We start from the raw sequence: 18,487 nt of genomic DNA, 5'->3' as shown, positions 1-18,487 counted from the left end.
TTCTAGTATATTTTAAATTCTGTTTCTCCTTTTGAAATATAAAAATAGCTATTACAGAACAAGGTTTCAATTCCTTCTCCTCTGTTGAATTTTGCCCATAATACCGTATTTCCTCTTACTCTTGGGGCCTTAGAATTCTGCATCAAAGCAACTAGCCTACCCTCTGCAAAAAACATCAATTTATAATCCTCTATTTGCTGCATCTCAAATGTTGGTTGCTTATAAACTTCCATAAGCATATTCCAAACATCATTAATATGTTCACGGTTTTGATATTCGGCCACAAATTGATTTCTTAAACCATCATAAGATGTTTTAGCTATATTGTCATATTCCTTATTCTGATAAATATTTTTTACCTCATTATATTCTGACACAAGTTTTTTTAGTAATGTTTCTTTATTCCATTCACGCAAATCTTGGGCATTGTCAAAACCCTTTACTTTATAAGGCACTTTCGCTTCAAATGTAAAATTGGCTTCAAAATAGTGCTTTCCTGTAAATTTGAATTTGCTTGTTTGATATCCTTCGACATCTACTTTTAAATCAAGAGGTGTAATATAAGTTGCTATTTCTTTATCTTTGGCATTCCTGTTTTTATTGTCAGCTTCTGTTATTTCTATTTTCATATCTGTATCACTCATCAAGGTAGAAAAATCTGCTGAACCCATTTTGCCTGCAGGATATAGCCTAATAGTTACTTTTTGAGTACCGCTCTTAAAAATAAAATTGTTAATCTCAAATGTTTCTCCTCGGGATTCCTTCTGAAAATTTACATTAACAGGAATATCATTTATTATTTCTGAAAAACAGGAATTTTGCTCATAACTCAAATAGTACAAGGGTTCATAATCATAACGCTTTACTTCTGATGATAACTTATTGATAAAATTTTTTTCTGTGATTTCTGGGTTCTGCATAACTTTTGTATTCTGCAAACATGCATACATACAAAACATCAGGAAACTAAAAAATAAATTATTTCGCATCAAATCTATCTCAAAATTTTAAGTTCATCTTCTCCCTCAGGTATATATAAATAATATTTTCTAAATTTCATCAGAGAAGTTTCTCCATCTTTATACCTACCCCATAAAGCTGATTTTCCTCGCTTCTTAGGCTTTAAGCTTTTAAGTTCTAAGCATACGATTCTTCCGTCGCCATAAAGCTTTACAATATAATTTTCTAATGGTTCTAACTTAAAAGTTGTATTTGTAAATGGTTCCAGATAGGTTTCCAATGTTTCCTTTAATTCAGCCTTACCATAAAATAAACTCTGGCAAGATTCTTTTTCCTTTAATTCCAAATATGAAAAATAATCATCCTCTCTTTTTTCATTAAGGATATTCCATTGGTTTTTATAGAAACTTACAACTCTTTTTTCGAGTATATCCTTATTCCATTTGCTCAAATCCTGTGCATGGTCTAAAGTATTGAATTCATATGGCACGGTGGCGTTAAAGGTGAAACTGCCTTCAAAATAGTTTTGACCAGTAAATTTAAATTTGGTTGTTTCATATCCTTCTGCATCTACTTTTATATCAAGAGGGGTAATATACGTTGCTATTTTTTTATCTTTGGCATCTCTGTTTTTATTATCAGCTTCTGTTATATTTACTTTCATAGCTGTGTCAAAGACCAAGGTAGAAAAATCTGCTGACCCAATTTTGCCTGCAGGATACAATCGAATAGTCACTTTTTGAATACCATTCTTAAAAATAAAATTGTTAATCTCGAATGTTTGTCCCCGGGATTCCTTTTGAAAATTTTTGTAAACGGGAATGTCATTAACCAATACCTCGGAAAAGCACGAATTTTGCTCATAACTCAAATAGTACATGGGTTCATAATCATAACGCTTTATCCTCTTAAACATCGCTTCAATATAGTTCTTACTTGTCAGGTTGCTCATTTTTTTTGTGTTTATAGTGTTATTTTCTTTGCATGACAGAAATATTAAAAGAGCTGCCAAAATCAGGATCAATTTTTTCATATAATTTTATTTAGGCAATTTGGTTGTTGTTGAATAGATAAATTGTGCTCAAAGTAAAAGTATGCCCTTCTAGGACTATAAAATCTATAGGCCTACCATTATTAGTAGAATACTCTCCCTCATCATCATCAATCCTAGCTTTTACATTAGCATTAAAAGTCCCTTTCAATCCTGAAAATTTAAGCTTTATGGTCATAAACAAACCTTTGTTGTCTTTTTTGTCATAGCCATATTCTATAATGACAATGGATTCGCATGCCAATTTTAGAGAGAGAGAAGCTGTAACTTGCGTTTCTAAAGGCGTGAACTCAAAAAACTTTTTATCTGCTGAATGCTCAAACAACACACTTCCTGCTATTTTTTTAGTATATGCAATCTTGTTCTTCTCTACAAGGGTACAAAACTTGTCTTGCAGACTGTACTGCTCGGTAAGTAAATTGAATTGGAGGTTTTGCTCCAAATTTATTTCGCCAACAATAGTTAATGTAAACGTTACATCATTTTTACCTAATTTGGCTAGACCTTCGCTTATTGCTTTATTAGTTTCTTTTTTGTCTTTGTTTTTTTCATTTTTTGTGGCTTCATCAAAAAGCAAACTTTTTAAATTGAATTTTCTCTCAAAGTTTATGGCAACTAACGGATCTGCTTTTATGTTGGCTTCAAGAATTAATGCCATTCTTCTATCTGCCATTAACTTATAATACATTCCTGCATTTACAGCAATTGACGATGGCACTAATTCGGCACCCGCATCTTTTAAATCTTTCGATAATTTTTTAATCTTACTTCCAATTTTTGCTAATTTACCTTCTGCGCTTTTTCCTCTTGTGAGATAAAGCATTAATAAGTCAATCACAATTCCTACAACGACCATTTCATAAATTACAAAAGCTACAATATATCTTGTTGTTGAGTCTGTTTTTATAAAATCTATTACCGTGCCTTTTAGGCTTAAAGCTTCTTCTCTTTTTTCAATTTCACGGTCATAAATGGAGTGCAGTCCTACGTCATAAATCATGGCATTTTCTTGTATATACTTTAAAAGCACGTCTTTAACAATCCAGCCTCCAGGAAAAAAACTCATTATTTTGCCAATTATAGAATTTGATAACTCTGTAATTTCTTCTTTGATACCTTGTTTTAATTCTAACTTTTTGTTATGGAAATAATAAGGTGCTTTGGCAGGTTCATGCTCTTCTTCATGATGTGTATAATTGTACTGAAAATGCGCAATCCAAACAATATCAGGATAGGCATTTATGGTAAAAGTTGGATTTTCAACAAGAGAATAATATGCACAAGAATTTAAATAGTAATGATATTTATTTCTATATTTAACTCCAAATGAAAGTACATCAGTTATTTTTGGAATATCAGGAAGCAGCGAATTAAGTTTAACTTTTACTTCATTGGTCTTATTTTCTGTTAAATTTTGCGGTTCTAACTTGACATAACTTTGATATGAAATCATTTTATTTAAATGATTCTTTGTTTTATGACATGCTTTTCTGCTAAGTCCATTAATAGTAATACTTACCTCAGCTGGCTTTTTATAACTTGGCACAATAACATCATGAACAAGCGCTTTTGCATCATTTTCAAAAAGTTTAAATCTTAGGGTCGTTCTACGGTTTTCCTGATGCAGTGCTTCAGAAACATGATCTCCTTTATGAATCAGTTTGGTTTTTCCGTAACCTTTTGCAGAGATTATAGAAGCGGGAACTCCCTTTGATATTAAATACTTTACAACAGAATCTGCTCTTTTGGCAGACAATTCCATATTGTATTCATCTGTTCCTCTATTATCGGTATGGGCGCCCAATTCAACTGGCAGCAAAGGCGGTTCTTTTAAATAAATAGCAACTTTATCTAAAATAGGTTTTGCATCAGAACGAATCTCCCATTTGTCATAATCGTAATATATTTTTTCAAGCGTATCAAAATTGTCATTTGGATTTGCTCTTCGAATAAATTTCCCTTCATCAAAAATTACCTCATAATCTTCGTTATAGGTAATTCCTATTTTTGTAAACCTACAACTTCCAGGATTTTTTTCATATTTTTTTTGCTCGCCTTGTACTTTTGCTTTACTGACCCCTGTCTCAATTTTAGTAGGAACGAGTTCAGTTTTATTTTGTATACGCAGATAACGAGCATGATAAACATCATTATTGTAGTCTTTGATATATTCTTTTGTCGATGGGTTTTTAACTTTAATATAGAATTCTCCTACTTCATTTGTTTTTTTCCAACTTATTGTATCTGTTAAAATAATATCAATTTCACCATTTATAACTGGAACTTGAGTATAAACTTTTATCTGTTGGTCATCTGTTGCTTTGTTTCCTCCTTTTACTCTTCTATAAACTTCAATAATTAGATTATTATAACCATTCAATCCTTCGGTATCTAAATGAAGATAAATAGGATGTCCATAAGAAAATTGGTGAGACAATCTAACATCTTTTCCTTTTGTTTCAGTTGCCCATGAACTAGAAACTATTCGTGGTTGACACCATCCGCTAATAACTAAGCCGGCAGATCTTGAATAATCTAAGGTGGGCAAACTTGCCTGTAAATAATAGACAAAGGGACCACAAAGCTTTTTAGGTAATGTTATACTATAAGTATCTTCAGCTTTCTTATTTATTTTAAGAATACTTTCTCTAGGTGTATGGGTTTGAAAATGCCAAAGAATATTTCTTTTTTTATCTTCTGCATTGGTTCCATCATGCCATTCTGCAATTTTAAAATCTACAAATTGATCTGCATGTATTATCGCTTTTTCATTTGGAACAGAACCTTTTGTAATTACTTTTCCTTTCCCTGTCCATTCAATTTTTTTTATTCCTCTTGCCATACTTATTTTTGTTCTATTCCTGTAAAATCCGACTTTGGTTTGCCAACTGCATTTAAATCCAGCAAAGGATTAATTTTATTCTGCACATCAGGATTGGCTTTTACAAAGTTTTGTTTTGATGGCTGTGCAATTTGTCCATGATTAATTATTTCTATACAATCAGGTAACCCCATTGCACAAGTTGCCCTGCTGTCTTCAAGCAATATTTTTCCTTCATTACTTAAAGTAACTTTTTCATAGAATTTTCTCCATTCTGTTATTTGAACTTGACAGGGTAAATAATCATTACCTGAAGGCTGCTTTTTGCATTTACCAAATGTATTTTTCTCTAATGTTTTGCCAATATCTTTTGTTGTGGCAAGGAGTTTTTCACAGTCTTTATCATTGGCATAATGCTTTGATTGTGTTTTTACTTTCAAAATGTCTGTTTTCGGCTCAACGCTCAATGTACACTTACAAATAGCACCTTGAACTACCATATGTTTATCACTCATAGTTATGTTTTTGAAGTTTTAGAAATATCCAAATTAGAACTGACAGCAAGGTTACGATAAGAACTATGATCCAAAAAAATTCTCGAAATAAGCTGGGTTCTTTTTTTTGCATAGGTACATGCAGCTTAATTTTACCATCAAGGATTAACTTTCCTGTTTCTTCCAAACCAGAAATTGTAATTGCAATTTTTTGTGGTATGTCAAGCTTTATTTCACACTCTAGAAAGAGGCTTTCAACAGTATTCGTATTAGGATTTAAAAAATAGTAAGCTTCATAAATTGCTTCCAATTGTTCAGATTTATTTTCTTCTAAACTATCATATGGAAAAAGTAAATTATTTTCAAAATCATCTTTGCTTCTCTCATCAACAAGAACTCCTTTTTGAGTAATATTAACCAAATTGTATTGATCTACTTTTGGCATAATAGTTTGTTCAACTTCAAATTTCACTTCTCCAATTTTCTTAGAAATAGGAAATCCAATAACATTATTTATTGTTAAACTTTCTTTGTATTCAACATTTAAACCATTAAAAAAAGCTCTTAAAAACCAATCATTTAGAAATGATTCTCTTATAATATCATTATCGCATAATTTTAATTCGAATGCTTTCAAACGCTCTTCTACTACTTCACCTTCAAATTCTTTGAGAACTTCTTTTTTAACATCATTCCAACGTTCTCGAATCTCATCAAAATTGTTTATATCAATACATTTTCCATTTGAATCAACGATAACTTTAATGGGATAAAATACTTTTGCAGTTTTTTCAGCCAGCTCATCAGCCATCGATTTTTCGTAATTTTCATTTACAAACAAGGCTTTTCTATCAATCTCTATAAGTGAATAGCCATTTTTATCTGTAGCTAGCCACTTTACATTAATTTCTTCCTTTATTGAATTTTTTTCGGAGCCTTTTTCAATATCATACATCGCCAAATATCTTTTATTTAAGTGCGATGGAAGGAAAGGCAGTTTGAAATTCTGAGTAGAAAATTGGATAGGTTCACGATGTGCATCTATTTTCTCCTTTTCTTCTTGTGATTGAATAATAAGAAATTTCAGATATCTTGGAAAAGTCGGTCCAATACAATCTTCAACAGATTCACAGTAACGATTATGATAACTTCTTAAGGCATATAAGTCAATGTCTAGCTTTTCTGCTACACTTTCCGGTGTATCTCCCTCTTGGATTTTATACGTCAAAAAATCATCGTAAGAAAAAGGTTTTATGTAAGGCATATCTTATATTTAAGAAAATCAAATATAAGAATTAAATCAAATAAGAAAGAAAAATAATACAAATTTTGCAATTGGCAAGAATATCTTATTGTGATAATTACAAATTTTAATGAATTTTACAGAGTGTTTGCATGTAGCCGTTAAACCGCTTAAAAGCTAATTATGCATATTCATTTACTTTTCCCTTAAATACATATTATTTCTCTCCAAATATCTTAATGTCATCGACCATAAAAGCGCCGTTTAAAGTTTTATCTTTTCCTGATCCGATGTATTTAAAAGCAATGTGAATATTTCCAGAATATGCCGAAAGATCAATCCCCCTAGAGCTTATAAATTCGCGTGTGGGTGTTGTTAATGTCGGAACTTTGGCTTCCAATTTTGTCCATTTTGCTTTGGTCACACTTGCTCCATCAAAATTGGTAGAAACATAAACTTCTAAAGTATTTAAAGGTGAATCCATTTTTAGATCGTGCTGTGCACTTCTAAAAGAAAGCACGGCATTTTTATATCCTGCTAAATTAATTTTAGGAGAAACAAGCCATGCAATATTTTCGGCTGCTGTCGTACTTGTGGTATTAAACTCTGCGTAGCCATTTCCAGCATACACCATACTCTTCCACAGTTTAGTCGCTTTTTCTACAATATTGCTCCAACCCGGCAAAGCAAAATTTACGTTATGTTTAACCGATTGAAAATCTTCTGCAAAAAATGGGACATTTCTCTTTCCATTCATATCAATATCACTTTCAGATCTTACCATCAATTGATAATCTGTGCCAAATTTGGTTAAAACCCCTCTTACTTTTCCACTTCCTTCCGGCACAAAATGATCTGCAAATTTTGCATAACTGCTGGTTCTAAAAATAATTTGGTTTCCGGTTTTATCTCGCAGATTCCAATTAGTTGATCCGCCCACATTATTTGATTCTTCAAAATAATGGCGCCCTAAAGCTGCCTCTGTAAATTCGACATCATTTAGTTCTATTAATGTGTTTAATTTATTGTCCTTAAGAGCCTCTTCTATAGAAAGCGATTCCACCAAAGTATTTTCATCAATTATTGTACAGGAAGCATTCAGTACATTTTTATAATCATTTTGAGAAATCCTGCCAATTGTTGGATCGCCGGCATTGCTCACATATAAGCTTCCAATTCTTAATCCGCCATAGTATAAGTCTGTAAATTGGTTTTTAAGTTTTACATAAACTTTATTTCCAATGCGATAGTCAATATAGGTATTTGAAGCATCTATTGGAACGCTAAAACCAATCGAGGGAGCAGTAGCAGTAGCCAATGTCTGCAATGAAATTGTTTTAAAAAAATTACCGTCTTCGTCACTAGAAACTACATACGCTTCGATTATATCATCGTACAAATATTGTTTGGCTGTACTGTTTGAAAGTTCATATACTTTTTCTACAGACTTATTTACTGTTAAATCTGGCTGTGTACAGACTAATTTCGGCGTTTCGACTTCGGTACTACAGCTAGTGATAATTAAAAATGATATTCCAAAAAATGAATTTAAAAATATGTTTTTCATGAGATTTTGATTTACAAACCAATGGTGAGATTTAAAAAATAAGTTCTTCCGTAACCGTAATAATATTTAGGACCAAACGATGGCGTTCCGCTGGAAACATCTTGATTTAGCGCTCTGAAATTTGCATTTCGTGCCTGTTCAAAACCCCCAGTTTTATATATTGAATTGAAAACGTTATTAACGCTGGCAAAAACACCTATATATTTTTTACGAATCCTCCATGACTTTCCACCGCTAATATTTAATAGTGATACAGGATCAAATTTTTCTTGTTTCAATAATTGATTTCCTCTTTCTGAAGTTGCTTCTGGGAAAGGAAAATTATTGGCTGGATTAATGTAAAATTGGGCAGTTCTTGAAATTGGCGAAACATCGATATAACTTTCTGCCAAATAATTAATGTTAGCAGCCAGCCACCAAAATTTTGGATCGCGATATTCCATTCCAAACGAATAAGCCTGCTGCGGAGTTCCTGGCTGTTTGTAATTTTTAAGATAGGCCTGACCAAAATCAAAGGTAGTCTGCGCACCATCTTTTGCTGCGTTTGCATCATTTGTAATTGATACGTTTGGATTACTACTGTAAACATAATTTCCGTAGGCTGCACACAAAGTCGCTTTTAGTGTTGACGAAAATTGATATTCTAAACTTAATTCTGCTCCAGTATTTTTCTTGTCTAAATGCGTTAAAGTCTGACTTACAAAAGCATCCGTAGCATCATAACCTGCTCCGTTATCAAAAATTCCTTCGGCATAGAAAAAAGAAATTTTTGAAGTGTTTTTTATTAAAGAATAATAAGCCGTAAAACGCATTTTAAATTTTGGCGATCGATAAACGTAATTTGCTTCGGCGCTGCTAATATTTTCACTTTCAATTCCATTAACTATCGAATTATTTAATCGTGAATTTGAGAATGTATTTCTAAGAGAAGGAGCTCTTGTCAAATGCGCTGCATTAAAAAACAACAGCTGCTTTCCAGAAATTTTATAGGTAAATCCACCTTTGAAACCAAAATTTTCAAAGTTAACCTTGTCACTTTTTCCTAGAGAATAAGTTGGATAAAGTCCGTTTTGATACAATCCTTCTCTTTGATAATTCGTCATTGCGTATGATTGCGCCAGATAAAATTCTGTTTTATTGTAAACAAATTTAAACTGCGTGAAAAGGTCTAAAGTATTAGCAAACAAATTATAATTGTACCCATAAATATCTCCTTTCCTAACTTTTCTGTCTGGATGCTGTAAATCTGATTGTGAAAGATTTCCTTTGTAAAATGGATCAATATCTTCGAAATATTCTCCACCTAAAAGATCCAGCAAATACTGAAAATTATGCGATTTTAGTTTTCGGAAAGTGAATCCTCCATCAAATGAAATATTTGGAGTAATCTGCATATTTAAGTTTGAATTTACTGCAAAAGTCTTATCGTCTGTTCGGTCTTCATAAAGAACATATTTACTTTTGGCAGGTTCATAACCATTTTGTGTTGGTTTTTGATTGGCAAGATACATTGTAGCCCAGTCAATCTGAGAATTTTCCAGAAGTGAAATTGCATTTTTTGCTGCATTTTCATAATCCGGAGTAAACTCACCTGAAAATTGTCCTTGATCTTTCGCATAAAGCGAACTAAAATAACTTGGCATTTTTTTATAATTAACGGGATCTGGACTATCTGCATTTTGATAATCTATACTGCTGTTTCCGACTTTCCCAAATTGATACATAACGCTCGAATTCAGGTTTGTTTTAGCATCAATTTTAAAATAATGATTCAGCATTACTAATGGTTCTTCAACATTTTTAATTCTTGCGTTTCGTTTTTCACCATTCTGAAATCCCCAGTACGAATTGTATTTTTCGCCCATTAAACTGGTCACTTCACTTGTATTTGCTGAATTTTTTCCGCGCGAATTCGGAGTATAAAACCCTGTAATGTTCAGAGAATTTCTGTTGTTTAATTTCTTTTCGACACTAATGAAAAAAGAATCTGCATTGAAATTTGTTCCTTGAAAGTAACCTTCATCCGCCCACCTTTTTCCAGCTGCAACCGCATAAGCCCAACCAGAAGAATTCATTCCAGATGCATATGTGCCAATTGCACGCCAAGTATAAGTTGTATTGCTTCCAGAAAATGTGAGTGATGTTCCTTTTCTGTATAAGGAAGCTCGAGTTGTGATTTGCTGTGTTCCTAAAATTCCACCGAAAGTATAATTCGATGCAGCCGTTCCAACCGAAAATTCTTGATTGCGTAAGATATTATTTAAGCCTCCCCAATTGTTCCACTGCGGTCTTCCGTCGTAGATTTTGTTCATTGTCATCCCATTCAGCATCATGGTTCCATTTTCACTGTCTAAACCGCGAACACGAAAGCGAGCTTGCCCCCAATTGAATGCCGACGCCTGCATAAACGCATCTTTTGAAGATTGTAAAAGTCCAGATGTCATCTCTGATGAACTGTTATCTTCAGAAAAATCATTGTCTGACAAAGTGATCAATGCGGCCGGAACTTCATCTGAATAAGTATCTTCGAGCTGTAAAATTCCTAGATTAATGTTTTGTTTTGAAGATTGGATTTTTAAAAGATAATCTTTGTATCCTTGGCTTCTCAGCAAAAGTAACTGCTCTTTTTGCGGAAATATATGAAGCTCAAATTTTCCTTCTTTTGACGTGAGCTGCATTACAGCTGTATTTTGAATCGTCACTATTACATTTTCAAGCGGATTTTGAGTTCGCGCATCAATAACGATTCCAGTAACAGTTATTTCTTGCTGCTGTGCCGACGCAAAAGTAAAGGCCATTAAAATTAAAGCTGCTAAGTATTTTTTTACCATTAAAAATTCCAATTTATTTTTGAAAATAGTTTAGGATCGCAATCCTTATTCAAAAGATAAAATTGGTTTTTGGAAAAGAAATTCTAAGTTTTAAGTGGTTAGGCTCTACATTCAAAAATAGGCAAAATATTTAAATATAAGCAAATTCTTTCAAATTTATTTTGATTTAGGAAAAGCTAATTGAAAAGAAGCACTTCAAAAAATACGCTATATTAAGCTGTAGTTCGAATTTTAGAAACCATAAAAGCAATCAGAACACCAAAAATTCCGATAAAGGCAAAAGAAAACTGAAGACCAAAACTTTGTGCAATATGCCCAATTACTGGTGGTCCCATCAAGAAACCTAAGAAACTTACACTCGACACAATCGTTAAAGCTTCACCAGCAGGCACGGTTGGATTTTTCCCAGCGATACTATATACGGTTGGAACGATAGTGGCAACGCCCAAACCAACGAACATAAAAGCGATTGTACACGGAATAATATAAGGAAGAAAAACAGCTGTAAAAAGTCCCGCAGAAATCATAACGCCGCTAATCTGCATAACGCGTTCACGACCAAATTTATTGATTAATCCGTCACCCAAAAATCTTCCGCCAGCCATCATAATCATAAAAGAAGTGTAGCCTAAAACTACTAACGCGCCAGGCGCTTGTACAATATCTTTAAAGTAAACACCGCTCCAATCGAACATAACGCCTTCGCTCGCCATACTGCAAAAACCAATTACTCCCAGCCAAAGTAAGGCTGTGTCTGGTTTTACAAATAGTTTTTTACCTTCTTGTTTTACTTTTACTTTCTCTTTGGCTCTAACCAAAAATTTAAAATTAAAAGCAACCATAAGCAAAACTATTCCAGCTACAATTAGAAAATGGTGTAATGGACTTAATTTTAAAGCAAGCATACCTAAACCAACTAATGCTCCTGTAAATCCTGCAAAACTCCACATTCCGTGAAATGCTGACATGATTGTTTTTTTGAACAAAACTTCCGTGTAAACTCCTTGCGTATTTACAGCAATATTGGCTAAATTTCCAAACAGGCCAAATAAAAATAACCCAAGTGATAATTGTAGTGCTGTTGTTGCCAATCCTAAATTAATTAAGCAGAAAACGTACATTATTAAAGAGAAAATCAAAATGCGGTGACTTCCCCACTTGGTAACCATTTTTCCCGAAAAGGGCATAATCACTAATTGTCCAACTGGAAGTGCAAAAAGTATAGAACCCAAATCTCCTTCTGTTAAATGCAAAGCCGTTTTAATATCTGGAATCCTGCTTGCCCAAGTTGCAAAACTTAAACCCATTCCGAAATAAAACATTCCAACGGCAAAACGAATCCGATTTAAATAGGAAGCCTTTGCTTCTCTAAATACTTTCTTGATTTTACCTTTGGTCTGAAAAAGCGCTAATGGATTAAAATTTATCAGCATATTTAATTTTTAATAAATGATATTTTCAAAAATACTAAAAACACTTGTTAAAGCGCATAAAACCTAACGTTATGCACAATATACAACGTTATTGTTTATAAATTCGAAGGTTTTCAATTGAAATCTTCTTATTAAAATTACAACTTTTCGCGTTTAATAGAATTATAATCTGCGTCATTTTTTATTAAAACAAAAAAAGGAGCAATCTCAACTTTCGAGAAAACCCCTTTTATTTATATTGTGTTCCGTAGGAACATTTCGTCGGTAGAAAAAATGATATCGTTGCGATATTTTACGTTCCATAGGAACGTTTGATACATTTAGATTATAAAAATGACAACGAAATCAAACGTTCCTATGGAACGTAAATGCGACTGAACATTATATTTTTTACCGACGAAACATTCCTAAGGAATGATAATCCTACTTAATTACATAATTTATTATATACTTATTACCTTTTGCTGGGCATTACTTGCAATGGCAGCTTCTATAACCTGCATTACTTTTACACCATCTTCTGCAGTTACTGGTTCTTTTTTATCGTTTACGATCGAATCATAAACTGCATCAAAAAAACTAAAATAATTACCTTGAAGTGTCGGGATTTTTTCTCTTACTATTTTACCATCAATTTCTGTGTGTAAAAGTCCTTGGAGATTTGCGTCTTCTGTTCCCCAAGATTCTAAATTTGGCTTTTTTCCGATTTTTAAATCATCTTCTTGAACATCTCCTCGAGGTTTTAAGAAAGAGCCTTTTTTACCGTGAATCGTATAAGCTGGATTGGCTTCTCTCACAAAAAAACCTGCTTTTAATCTTACTCTGAAATTAGAATAAAACAATGTCAAATCGATCCAGTCGTCTACAACAGAATTTTCTCTGGTTACTCGAATATCTCCAAATACCGATTTCGGACAGCCAAATAAACTCACCGCTTGATCTATTAAATGCGGACCTAAATCTTTTAAAACTCCAGCGCCGTCATTTGCCGTTTCTTTATGTGTCTTCGGACTCAATAAAGGATTATAACGGTCAAAATGAAATTCTGCTTCTATCAAATCGCCTAGAACCCTTTCGTCGATAATTTTCTTGATTGTTTTAAAGTCACTGTCCCATCTTCTGTTTTGAAATACAGCCAATTTCAATCCCTTTTCTTTTGCGATTGATGCTAGTTCTTTTGCCTCCGCAACTGTGGTTGTAAAAGCTTTTTCTACAACAGCATGTTTGCCTGCCAAAAGGACTTTTTTAGCATATTCATAATGTGTTCCTACGGGTGTGTTTACAATTACTAAATCTACATCGTCGTTTAATAACTCGTCTATCGAAGCGTAACTTTTAACGTATGGATAATCTTCCTGAATCAGCTTTTTACTTCTTTCCCAAGAACCCAATAATTCAAATCCTTCATGAATATCTAAAAACGGAGCGTGAAAAACTTTTCCCGACATTCCGTATGATAAAAGTGCTGTTTTTATTTTTTGCATTTGATTTGTTTTAGTTTATTCGCCACGAATTCACGAATTGGAAAAAAATAATTCGTGAATTCGTGGCGGAAAAAATATTAAATTTTAGCTCTCTCGTATTGTTTTGGCCATTGAATTTCGCTGTCTAATTCTTTAGCGAAATCTAAAGGCAAATTCGGATTTCTCAAAGATTCTCTGGCGAATAAAATTAAATCAGCTTGACTGTTATTTAGTATTTCTTCCGCTTGTCTGGCTTCGGTAATTAAACCAACTGCTCCAGTTGAAATATCAGCTTCTTTTTTTACTTTTTCTGCAAAAGGAACTTGATAACCTGGACCAAGTGTAATTTTTTGATGCGAAACCAATCCGCCCGATGAAACGTCAATTAAATCTACTCCTTTTTCTTTTAATATTTTTGAAAGCTGTACAGATTCTTCAGGATTCCATCCGTTTTCTACCCAGTCAGTTGCCGATATTCTAACAAATAATGGTAAATCAGACGGCCATTCGGTTTGAACTGCTTCTACAATTTCGAGTGTAAAACGAATTCTGTTTTCAAAACTTCCGCCGTATTCATCTGTTCTCACATTTGTCAATGGAGATAAAAACTGATGCAGCAAATATCCGTGCGCGCCGTGAATTTCTAAAACCTGATATCCAGCTTCTACCACTCGTTTTGTTGCTGCTTTAAAATCTGAAATCACTTTTTGGATTCCGTTTTTATCCAAAGCTTCTGGAAGAAAAGGTTCGTCATCATGATACGGAATCGCACTTGCAGAAACCGTCTGCCATCCGCCTTGAGCGAAATCTAATTTTTTATTGCCCAACCATGGAGCCGAAACACTTGCTTTTCGTCCCGCATGCGCCAATTGAATTCCTGGAATTGAATTTTGAGAAATAATGAATTGGTTGATTTGTTTTAATTTTTCGATGTGTTCATCTTTCCAAATTCCAAGATCTGAAGGAGAAATCCTTGCTTCTGGAGAAACTGCCGTAGCTTCCTGAATAATTAAACCTGCACCTCCAGTCGCTCGACTTCCTAGATGGACCAAATGCCAATCGTTTGCAAAACCGTCTTCTGAAGAATACTGGCACATTGGAGAAATTGCAATTCTATTTTTTAAAGTAATTTTTTTTATAGTTAATGGAGAAAATAATTGTGAAGCCATAATTGTAACTTTTGAAGATTTTATGCTGCCAATTGAAAATGACAACAGTTTAAAAAGTAAAGTTACGGCATCTTGCTAAAACGAGAAATTGAAATGTTTATTAATTAACAAACATTTAAACCAAATTCTATTCAATATTATTTATCACAAACAATTCTTTCTCAATTTCTGAATATTGGCTTTTTTCAAACTCAGTAATGTTCTTATTTTGAAGTAGAAAAATTTTGTCACAATCCCTGTAAAGTATCTCTAATATATGCGAAGAAATAAAAATAATACTCTCTTTTGAAATTGCTCTAATATGGTTCATCAACAAATAATTTGATTCTAAATCGAGTCCGTTAAAAGGCTCATCCAAAATATAAATTGCAAATTCTTTTTGAAAAACGGCATTCAGATATGTTTTCTTTTTCATTCCAGTAGAAAACTCCCGAATTAATTGATTACTTGGAACTTCAAATATGTGAGTTGTGCTTTTTCTATCTACATCTACTAAATGGGCATAAAAGTCGTAAAATTCGACCGCGGTAAGTTCTCCATAAATTGGAGGATCTGTTGGAACCCAGCCTGCATTTTGCAGTACTACTTTTTCTTCATTAACGGAACAGCTTCCATTAAACTTTTCTAAACCTAAAATACATTTAAAAAGTGTTGTTTTACCTTGACCGTTTTTACCAATAACACCATAAATTCCAGGCTGATCAATACTGATATTAATGTTTTCTAATATTGATTTGTCTTTATATTTTTTGTGATCAATAATAATCTTCAGCATGTTTTTAATTCGTTTAAGTTTTGAATCGCTTTTTTATAAATAAAAGGTGTTGCCAACAATGGAACTCCAAATAAAAAAATACTTGAAGCTATAAAAAGAGTAAAGAAAATCTGCTGTAAATAATTGTTGTTGAAATAAATATATTTTAACAGGAGATTCAATAGAGGAACAATAAATATAAAAATGAGAAATATTAATTTCTCCCACTGCAATAAGAAGCACAACGTTAAAGCAAAGGGAAGCACTAAATATGCAGTATTGATAATTGAATTTTTAAACTGACAACTCAAGTATTTTTCGGCACTAAAAGGATTCTGTTTTATTTCTTCTGTTGTTTCTCTTTCAAAAGATGGAATGCAGGTTATTAAAGACAAACCTAAAAAAACTGCATACAATAGATTTTGATTTTTACTGTTTACTGCCATAAAAATAATGGCGATCAAAATTGGAAGAATATAAATCAGCTTGTATTTTCTAAAAGAGATATGCCAGTAGATATTAAATGTATCAAAAGGATATTTAATAATTTTTAAATTGAATTTAGGAGCATTGATTAATAGAATCTTAAATAAAATAATCGCTGCAATAAAAATAAATTCATTCTTTAATAAGAGTACTAGATAAAATGGAGATGAATAAATAAGGTATTCTATAAATAGAATTAATTTATAATTTTTCTTCATTTTTAGAAGCTCTACATCTAACCTCTGCAAATGATAAACCACTATCTCCAAGAAAAGGAGGGGAACATAACTCCTGAACTTTTCGAAGTTTTTATAAATTAAAAATGCACTGCCAAAATAGAGCAGTACACTAATAAATACTGCCAGATTATCGTCTTTAGAAACTAATTTTCTAAAACGAACCAAAAACAAATAATGTAAGATTGTTCTCAATATTTTTTTTCCGAAATTTACTATTTTTTATTTACAACCAAAGAATAACAAGCTTATTTTACAAATACTTGCCGAAGATGTTTGTAACAAATAATCAAAAATGTTACTAACAAATGAACAATATTTACTTTATTGAAAAGTAAGGTCAATTATTAACAAACATTTAAAACCTTAAACATTATCTTGCGGTCTTAAATTAAATAAGAAAACGCTACTTTTGTGCGTTAAATACGAACTAAAAATAAAAAATGGATATAGTTATCAAACTCTCTCAATTTCTATTGAGTTTATCTTTACTTATTATTCTTCATGAATTAGGGCATTTTATCCCTGCAAAATTGTTTAAAACAAGAGTCGAAAAATTTTACTTATTTTTTGATGTTAAATATTCACTTTTCAAAAAGAAAATCGGAGAAACAGAATATGGTATCGGATGGCTTCCGCTTGGTGGTTATGTGAAAATTTCTGGAATGATTGATGAAAGTATGGACAAAGAGCAAATGGCTCTGCCTCCTCAGCCATGGGAATTTCGTTCAAAACCAGCTTGGCAACGTTTAATTATTATGCTTGGCGGTGTTACGGTAAACTTTATCCTGGCTTTTATTATTTATATCGGAATGGCATTTGCTTACGGAGATACTTATATTGCAAACTCTGACTTAAAAGATGGTGTTGCGATTGAAAATCCTGCTATGCTGAAAGCTGGTTTTAAAACTGGCGATAAAATCATTTCTATTGATGGTAAAGCGGTAGAAAACTTTGACAGTGATATGAACATGAATGTAATCATGGCCAAACACGTTTTGATTGAAAGAAGCGGACAACAGCAAACGATTACAATGCCGACAGATTTTGTAGATCAGCTTTCTAAAACAGAAAAAGGACTTCTTATTGGTATCCGTAGACCATTTGCGATTGCAAAAGTTGATGAGGCATCTCCGAATCAAAATTTAAAACCAAAAGATTTAATTCTTTCTCTTAACGGACAAAAAATCAAATATTTTGATGAAGCAAAAACAATTTTAACAGCAAACAAAGGAAAACAGATTCCTGCTGTTGTTTTACGCGATTTAAAAGAAACACCTATTAGTTTGAAAGTTTCTTCGACAGGAACTTTAGGCGTTGTTTCTGGTGGTTTAGACTTAAAATCTTTAGAGAAATTGGGTTACTATAAAATTAGTACTAAAGAATATGGTTTCTTCGAATCTATTCCGGTTGGTCTTGAAAAAGGTAAAGACCAATTAGTAGGTTACGGAAAACAATTGAAAATGATTTTTAATCCAGAAACTAAAGCTTACAAACAAGTGGGTGGTTTTGCTGCGATTTACAACATTTTCCCTAGTTCTTGGAGCTGGGAAGTTTTCTGGTCAATCACGGCTTTATTGTCGATTATGCTTGGAGTTATGAATTTATTGCCAATTCCTGCACTTGATGGCGGCCACGTGATGTTTTTATTGTATGAAATAATTAGTGGCAAAAAACCAAGCGATAAATTCCTAGAGAATGCGCAAATGGTTGGTTTTGTTTTACTTATTTCACTATTACTATTTGCTAACGGAAATGACATTTACAAAGCAATTGTAGGCAAGTAAAAATATTTAATAAAAAGAGTGAAAATGTTTTTGAGAAACTAAAAATAGTTTTATATTTGCACTCGCTAAAAAGAGCAACAACTTCCTCCTTAGCTCAGTTGGTTAGAGCATCTGACTGTTAATCAGAGGGTCCTTGGTTCGAGCCCAAGAGGGGGAGCAACTTTTTTTAGCAAACATATTTACCTTTAAGGT

At 32.6% G+C, this 18,487-nt stretch carries 13 protein-coding genes and 1 tRNA gene; 2 read left to right on the top strand and 12 right to left on the bottom strand.

What is annotated here, in order from left to right; translation table 11 throughout:
- Nucleotides 1-2: 2 nt before the first annotated feature.
- The 12 genes from HYN86_RS05390 to HYN86_RS05335 all read right to left on the bottom strand — a co-directional run bounded on the left by HYN86_RS05390 (nucleotide 3) and on the right by HYN86_RS05335 (nucleotide 16,703).
- On the bottom strand, nucleotides 3-920 hold the full coding sequence (locus HYN86_RS05390; protein WP_162789297.1) for a hypothetical protein: 918 nt from the start codon (nucleotides 918-920) through the stop codon (nucleotides 3-5).
- 74 nt (nucleotides 921-994) lie between these two features.
- Complete coding sequence (locus HYN86_RS05385; protein WP_113677114.1) at nucleotides 995-1,993, bottom strand: hypothetical protein; 999 nt, start codon at nucleotides 1,991-1,993, stop codon at nucleotides 995-997.
- 10 nt (nucleotides 1,994-2,003) lie between these two features.
- Nucleotides 2,004-4,853 (bottom strand): OmpA family protein, encoded by a 2,850-nt coding sequence (locus HYN86_RS21265; protein ID WP_113677113.1) that lies wholly within the window; start codon nucleotides 4,851-4,853, stop codon nucleotides 2,004-2,006.
- A 2-nt stretch (nucleotides 4,854-4,855) separates the two neighbouring features.
- The gene (locus tag HYN86_RS05375; protein ID WP_113677112.1) at nucleotides 4,856-5,347 is read right to left on the bottom strand and encodes a DUF4280 domain-containing protein; all 492 of its coding nucleotides are present in this window, start codon (nucleotides 5,345-5,347) and stop codon (nucleotides 4,856-4,858) included.
- A complete protein-coding gene (locus tag HYN86_RS05370; RefSeq protein ID WP_113677111.1) occupies nucleotides 5,340-6,590 on the bottom strand; it encodes a hypothetical protein in 1,251 nt (416 codons plus the stop codon). The genes HYN86_RS05375 and HYN86_RS05370 overlap by 8 nt, the downstream gene beginning before the upstream one ends.
- A 196-nt stretch (nucleotides 6,591-6,786) precedes the next feature.
- Nucleotides 6,787-8,136 carry a DUF5689 domain-containing protein gene (locus tag HYN86_RS05365; protein ID WP_113677110.1) on the bottom strand — a complete coding sequence of 450 codons (1,350 nt, stop codon included), beginning with the start codon at nucleotides 8,134-8,136 and terminating at the stop codon, nucleotides 6,787-6,789.
- An 11-nt stretch (nucleotides 8,137-8,147) separates the two neighbouring features.
- Entirely contained in the window at nucleotides 8,148-10,967 is a 2,820-nt protein-coding gene (locus HYN86_RS05360) for a carboxypeptidase-like regulatory domain-containing protein (RefSeq protein ID WP_113677109.1), read from the bottom strand.
- 212 nt (nucleotides 10,968-11,179) lie between these two features.
- A complete protein-coding gene (locus tag HYN86_RS05355; RefSeq protein ID WP_113677108.1) occupies nucleotides 11,180-12,400 on the bottom strand; it encodes an MFS transporter in 1,221 nt (406 codons plus the stop codon).
- 443 nt (nucleotides 12,401-12,843) lie between these two features.
- On the bottom strand, nucleotides 12,844-13,884 hold the full coding sequence (locus HYN86_RS05350) for a Gfo/Idh/MocA family oxidoreductase (RefSeq protein ID WP_113677107.1): 1,041 nt from the start codon (nucleotides 13,882-13,884) through the stop codon (nucleotides 12,844-12,846).
- Nucleotides 13,885-13,961: 77 nt separating this feature from the next.
- A complete protein-coding gene (locus HYN86_RS05345; protein ID WP_113677106.1) occupies nucleotides 13,962-15,032 on the bottom strand; it encodes an NADH:flavin oxidoreductase/NADH oxidase in 1,071 nt (356 codons plus the stop codon).
- A gap of 127 nt (nucleotides 15,033-15,159) precedes the next feature.
- Entirely contained in the window at nucleotides 15,160-15,807 is a 648-nt protein-coding gene (locus HYN86_RS05340; RefSeq protein ID WP_113677105.1) for an ATP-binding cassette domain-containing protein, read from the bottom strand.
- On the bottom strand, nucleotides 15,801-16,703 hold the full coding sequence (locus tag HYN86_RS05335; protein WP_162789295.1) for a hypothetical protein: 903 nt from the start codon (nucleotides 16,701-16,703) through the stop codon (nucleotides 15,801-15,803). Before HYN86_RS05335 ends, HYN86_RS05340 begins: the two co-directional genes overlap by 7 nt.
- A 248-nt stretch (nucleotides 16,704-16,951) precedes the next feature.
- On the opposite strand from HYN86_RS05335, the gene rseP reads away from it, so the two are divergent.
- Complete coding sequence (rseP, locus tag HYN86_RS05330; RefSeq protein ID WP_113677103.1) at nucleotides 16,952-18,295, top strand: RIP metalloprotease RseP; 1,344 nt, start codon at nucleotides 16,952-16,954, stop codon at nucleotides 18,293-18,295.
- Between the two features lie 83 nt (nucleotides 18,296-18,378).
- Nucleotides 18,379-18,452, top strand: a tRNA-Asn gene (locus tag HYN86_RS05325).
- Nucleotides 18,453-18,487 lie beyond the last annotated feature (35 nt).

It is taken from the genome of Flavobacterium fluviale, from assembly GCF_003312915.1.
Lineage (GTDB): Bacteria > Bacteroidota > Bacteroidia > Flavobacteriales > Flavobacteriaceae > Flavobacterium > Flavobacterium fluviale.
The sequence above is the reverse complement of the archived record's forward strand: the minus strand, read 5'-3'. Positions and strand labels throughout refer to the sequence as shown.

What these genes read in the sequence shown, in the direction of transcription:
- HYN86_RS05390 (WP_162789297.1), bottom strand. Translation starts at nt 920, where the DNA reads ATGCAGAACCCAGAAATCACAGAAAAAAATTTTATCAATAAGTTATCA.
- HYN86_RS05385 (WP_113677114.1), bottom strand. Translation starts at nt 1,993, where the DNA reads ATGAAAAAATTGATCCTGATTTTGGCAGCTCTTTTAATATTTCTGTCA.
- HYN86_RS21265 (WP_113677113.1), bottom strand. Translation starts at nt 4,853, where the DNA reads ATGGCAAGAGGAATAAAAAAAATTGAATGGACAGGGAAAGGAAAAGTA.
- HYN86_RS05375 (WP_113677112.1), bottom strand. Translation starts at nt 5,347, where the DNA reads ATGAGTGATAAACATATGGTAGTTCAAGGTGCTATTTGTAAGTGTACA.
- HYN86_RS05370 (WP_113677111.1), bottom strand. Translation starts at nt 6,590, where the DNA reads ATGCCTTACATAAAACCTTTTTCTTACGATGATTTTTTGACGTATAAA.
- HYN86_RS05365 (WP_113677110.1), bottom strand. Translation starts at nt 8,136, where the DNA reads ATGAAAAACATATTTTTAAATTCATTTTTTGGAATATCATTTTTAATT.
- HYN86_RS05360 (WP_113677109.1), bottom strand. Translation starts at nt 10,967, where the DNA reads ATGGTAAAAAAATACTTAGCAGCTTTAATTTTAATGGCCTTTACTTTT.
- HYN86_RS05355 (WP_113677108.1), bottom strand. Translation starts at nt 12,400, where the DNA reads ATGCTGATAAATTTTAATCCATTAGCGCTTTTTCAGACCAAAGGTAAA.
- HYN86_RS05350 (WP_113677107.1), bottom strand. Translation starts at nt 13,884, where the DNA reads ATGCAAAAAATAAAAACAGCACTTTTATCATACGGAATGTCGGGAAAA.
- HYN86_RS05345 (WP_113677106.1), bottom strand. Translation starts at nt 15,032, where the DNA reads ATGGCTTCACAATTATTTTCTCCATTAACTATAAAAAAAATTACTTTA.
- HYN86_RS05340 (WP_113677105.1), bottom strand. Translation starts at nt 15,807, where the DNA reads ATGCTGAAGATTATTATTGATCACAAAAAATATAAAGACAAATCAATA.
- rseP (WP_113677103.1), top strand. Translation starts at nt 16,952, where the DNA reads ATGGATATAGTTATCAAACTCTCTCAATTTCTATTGAGTTTATCTTTA.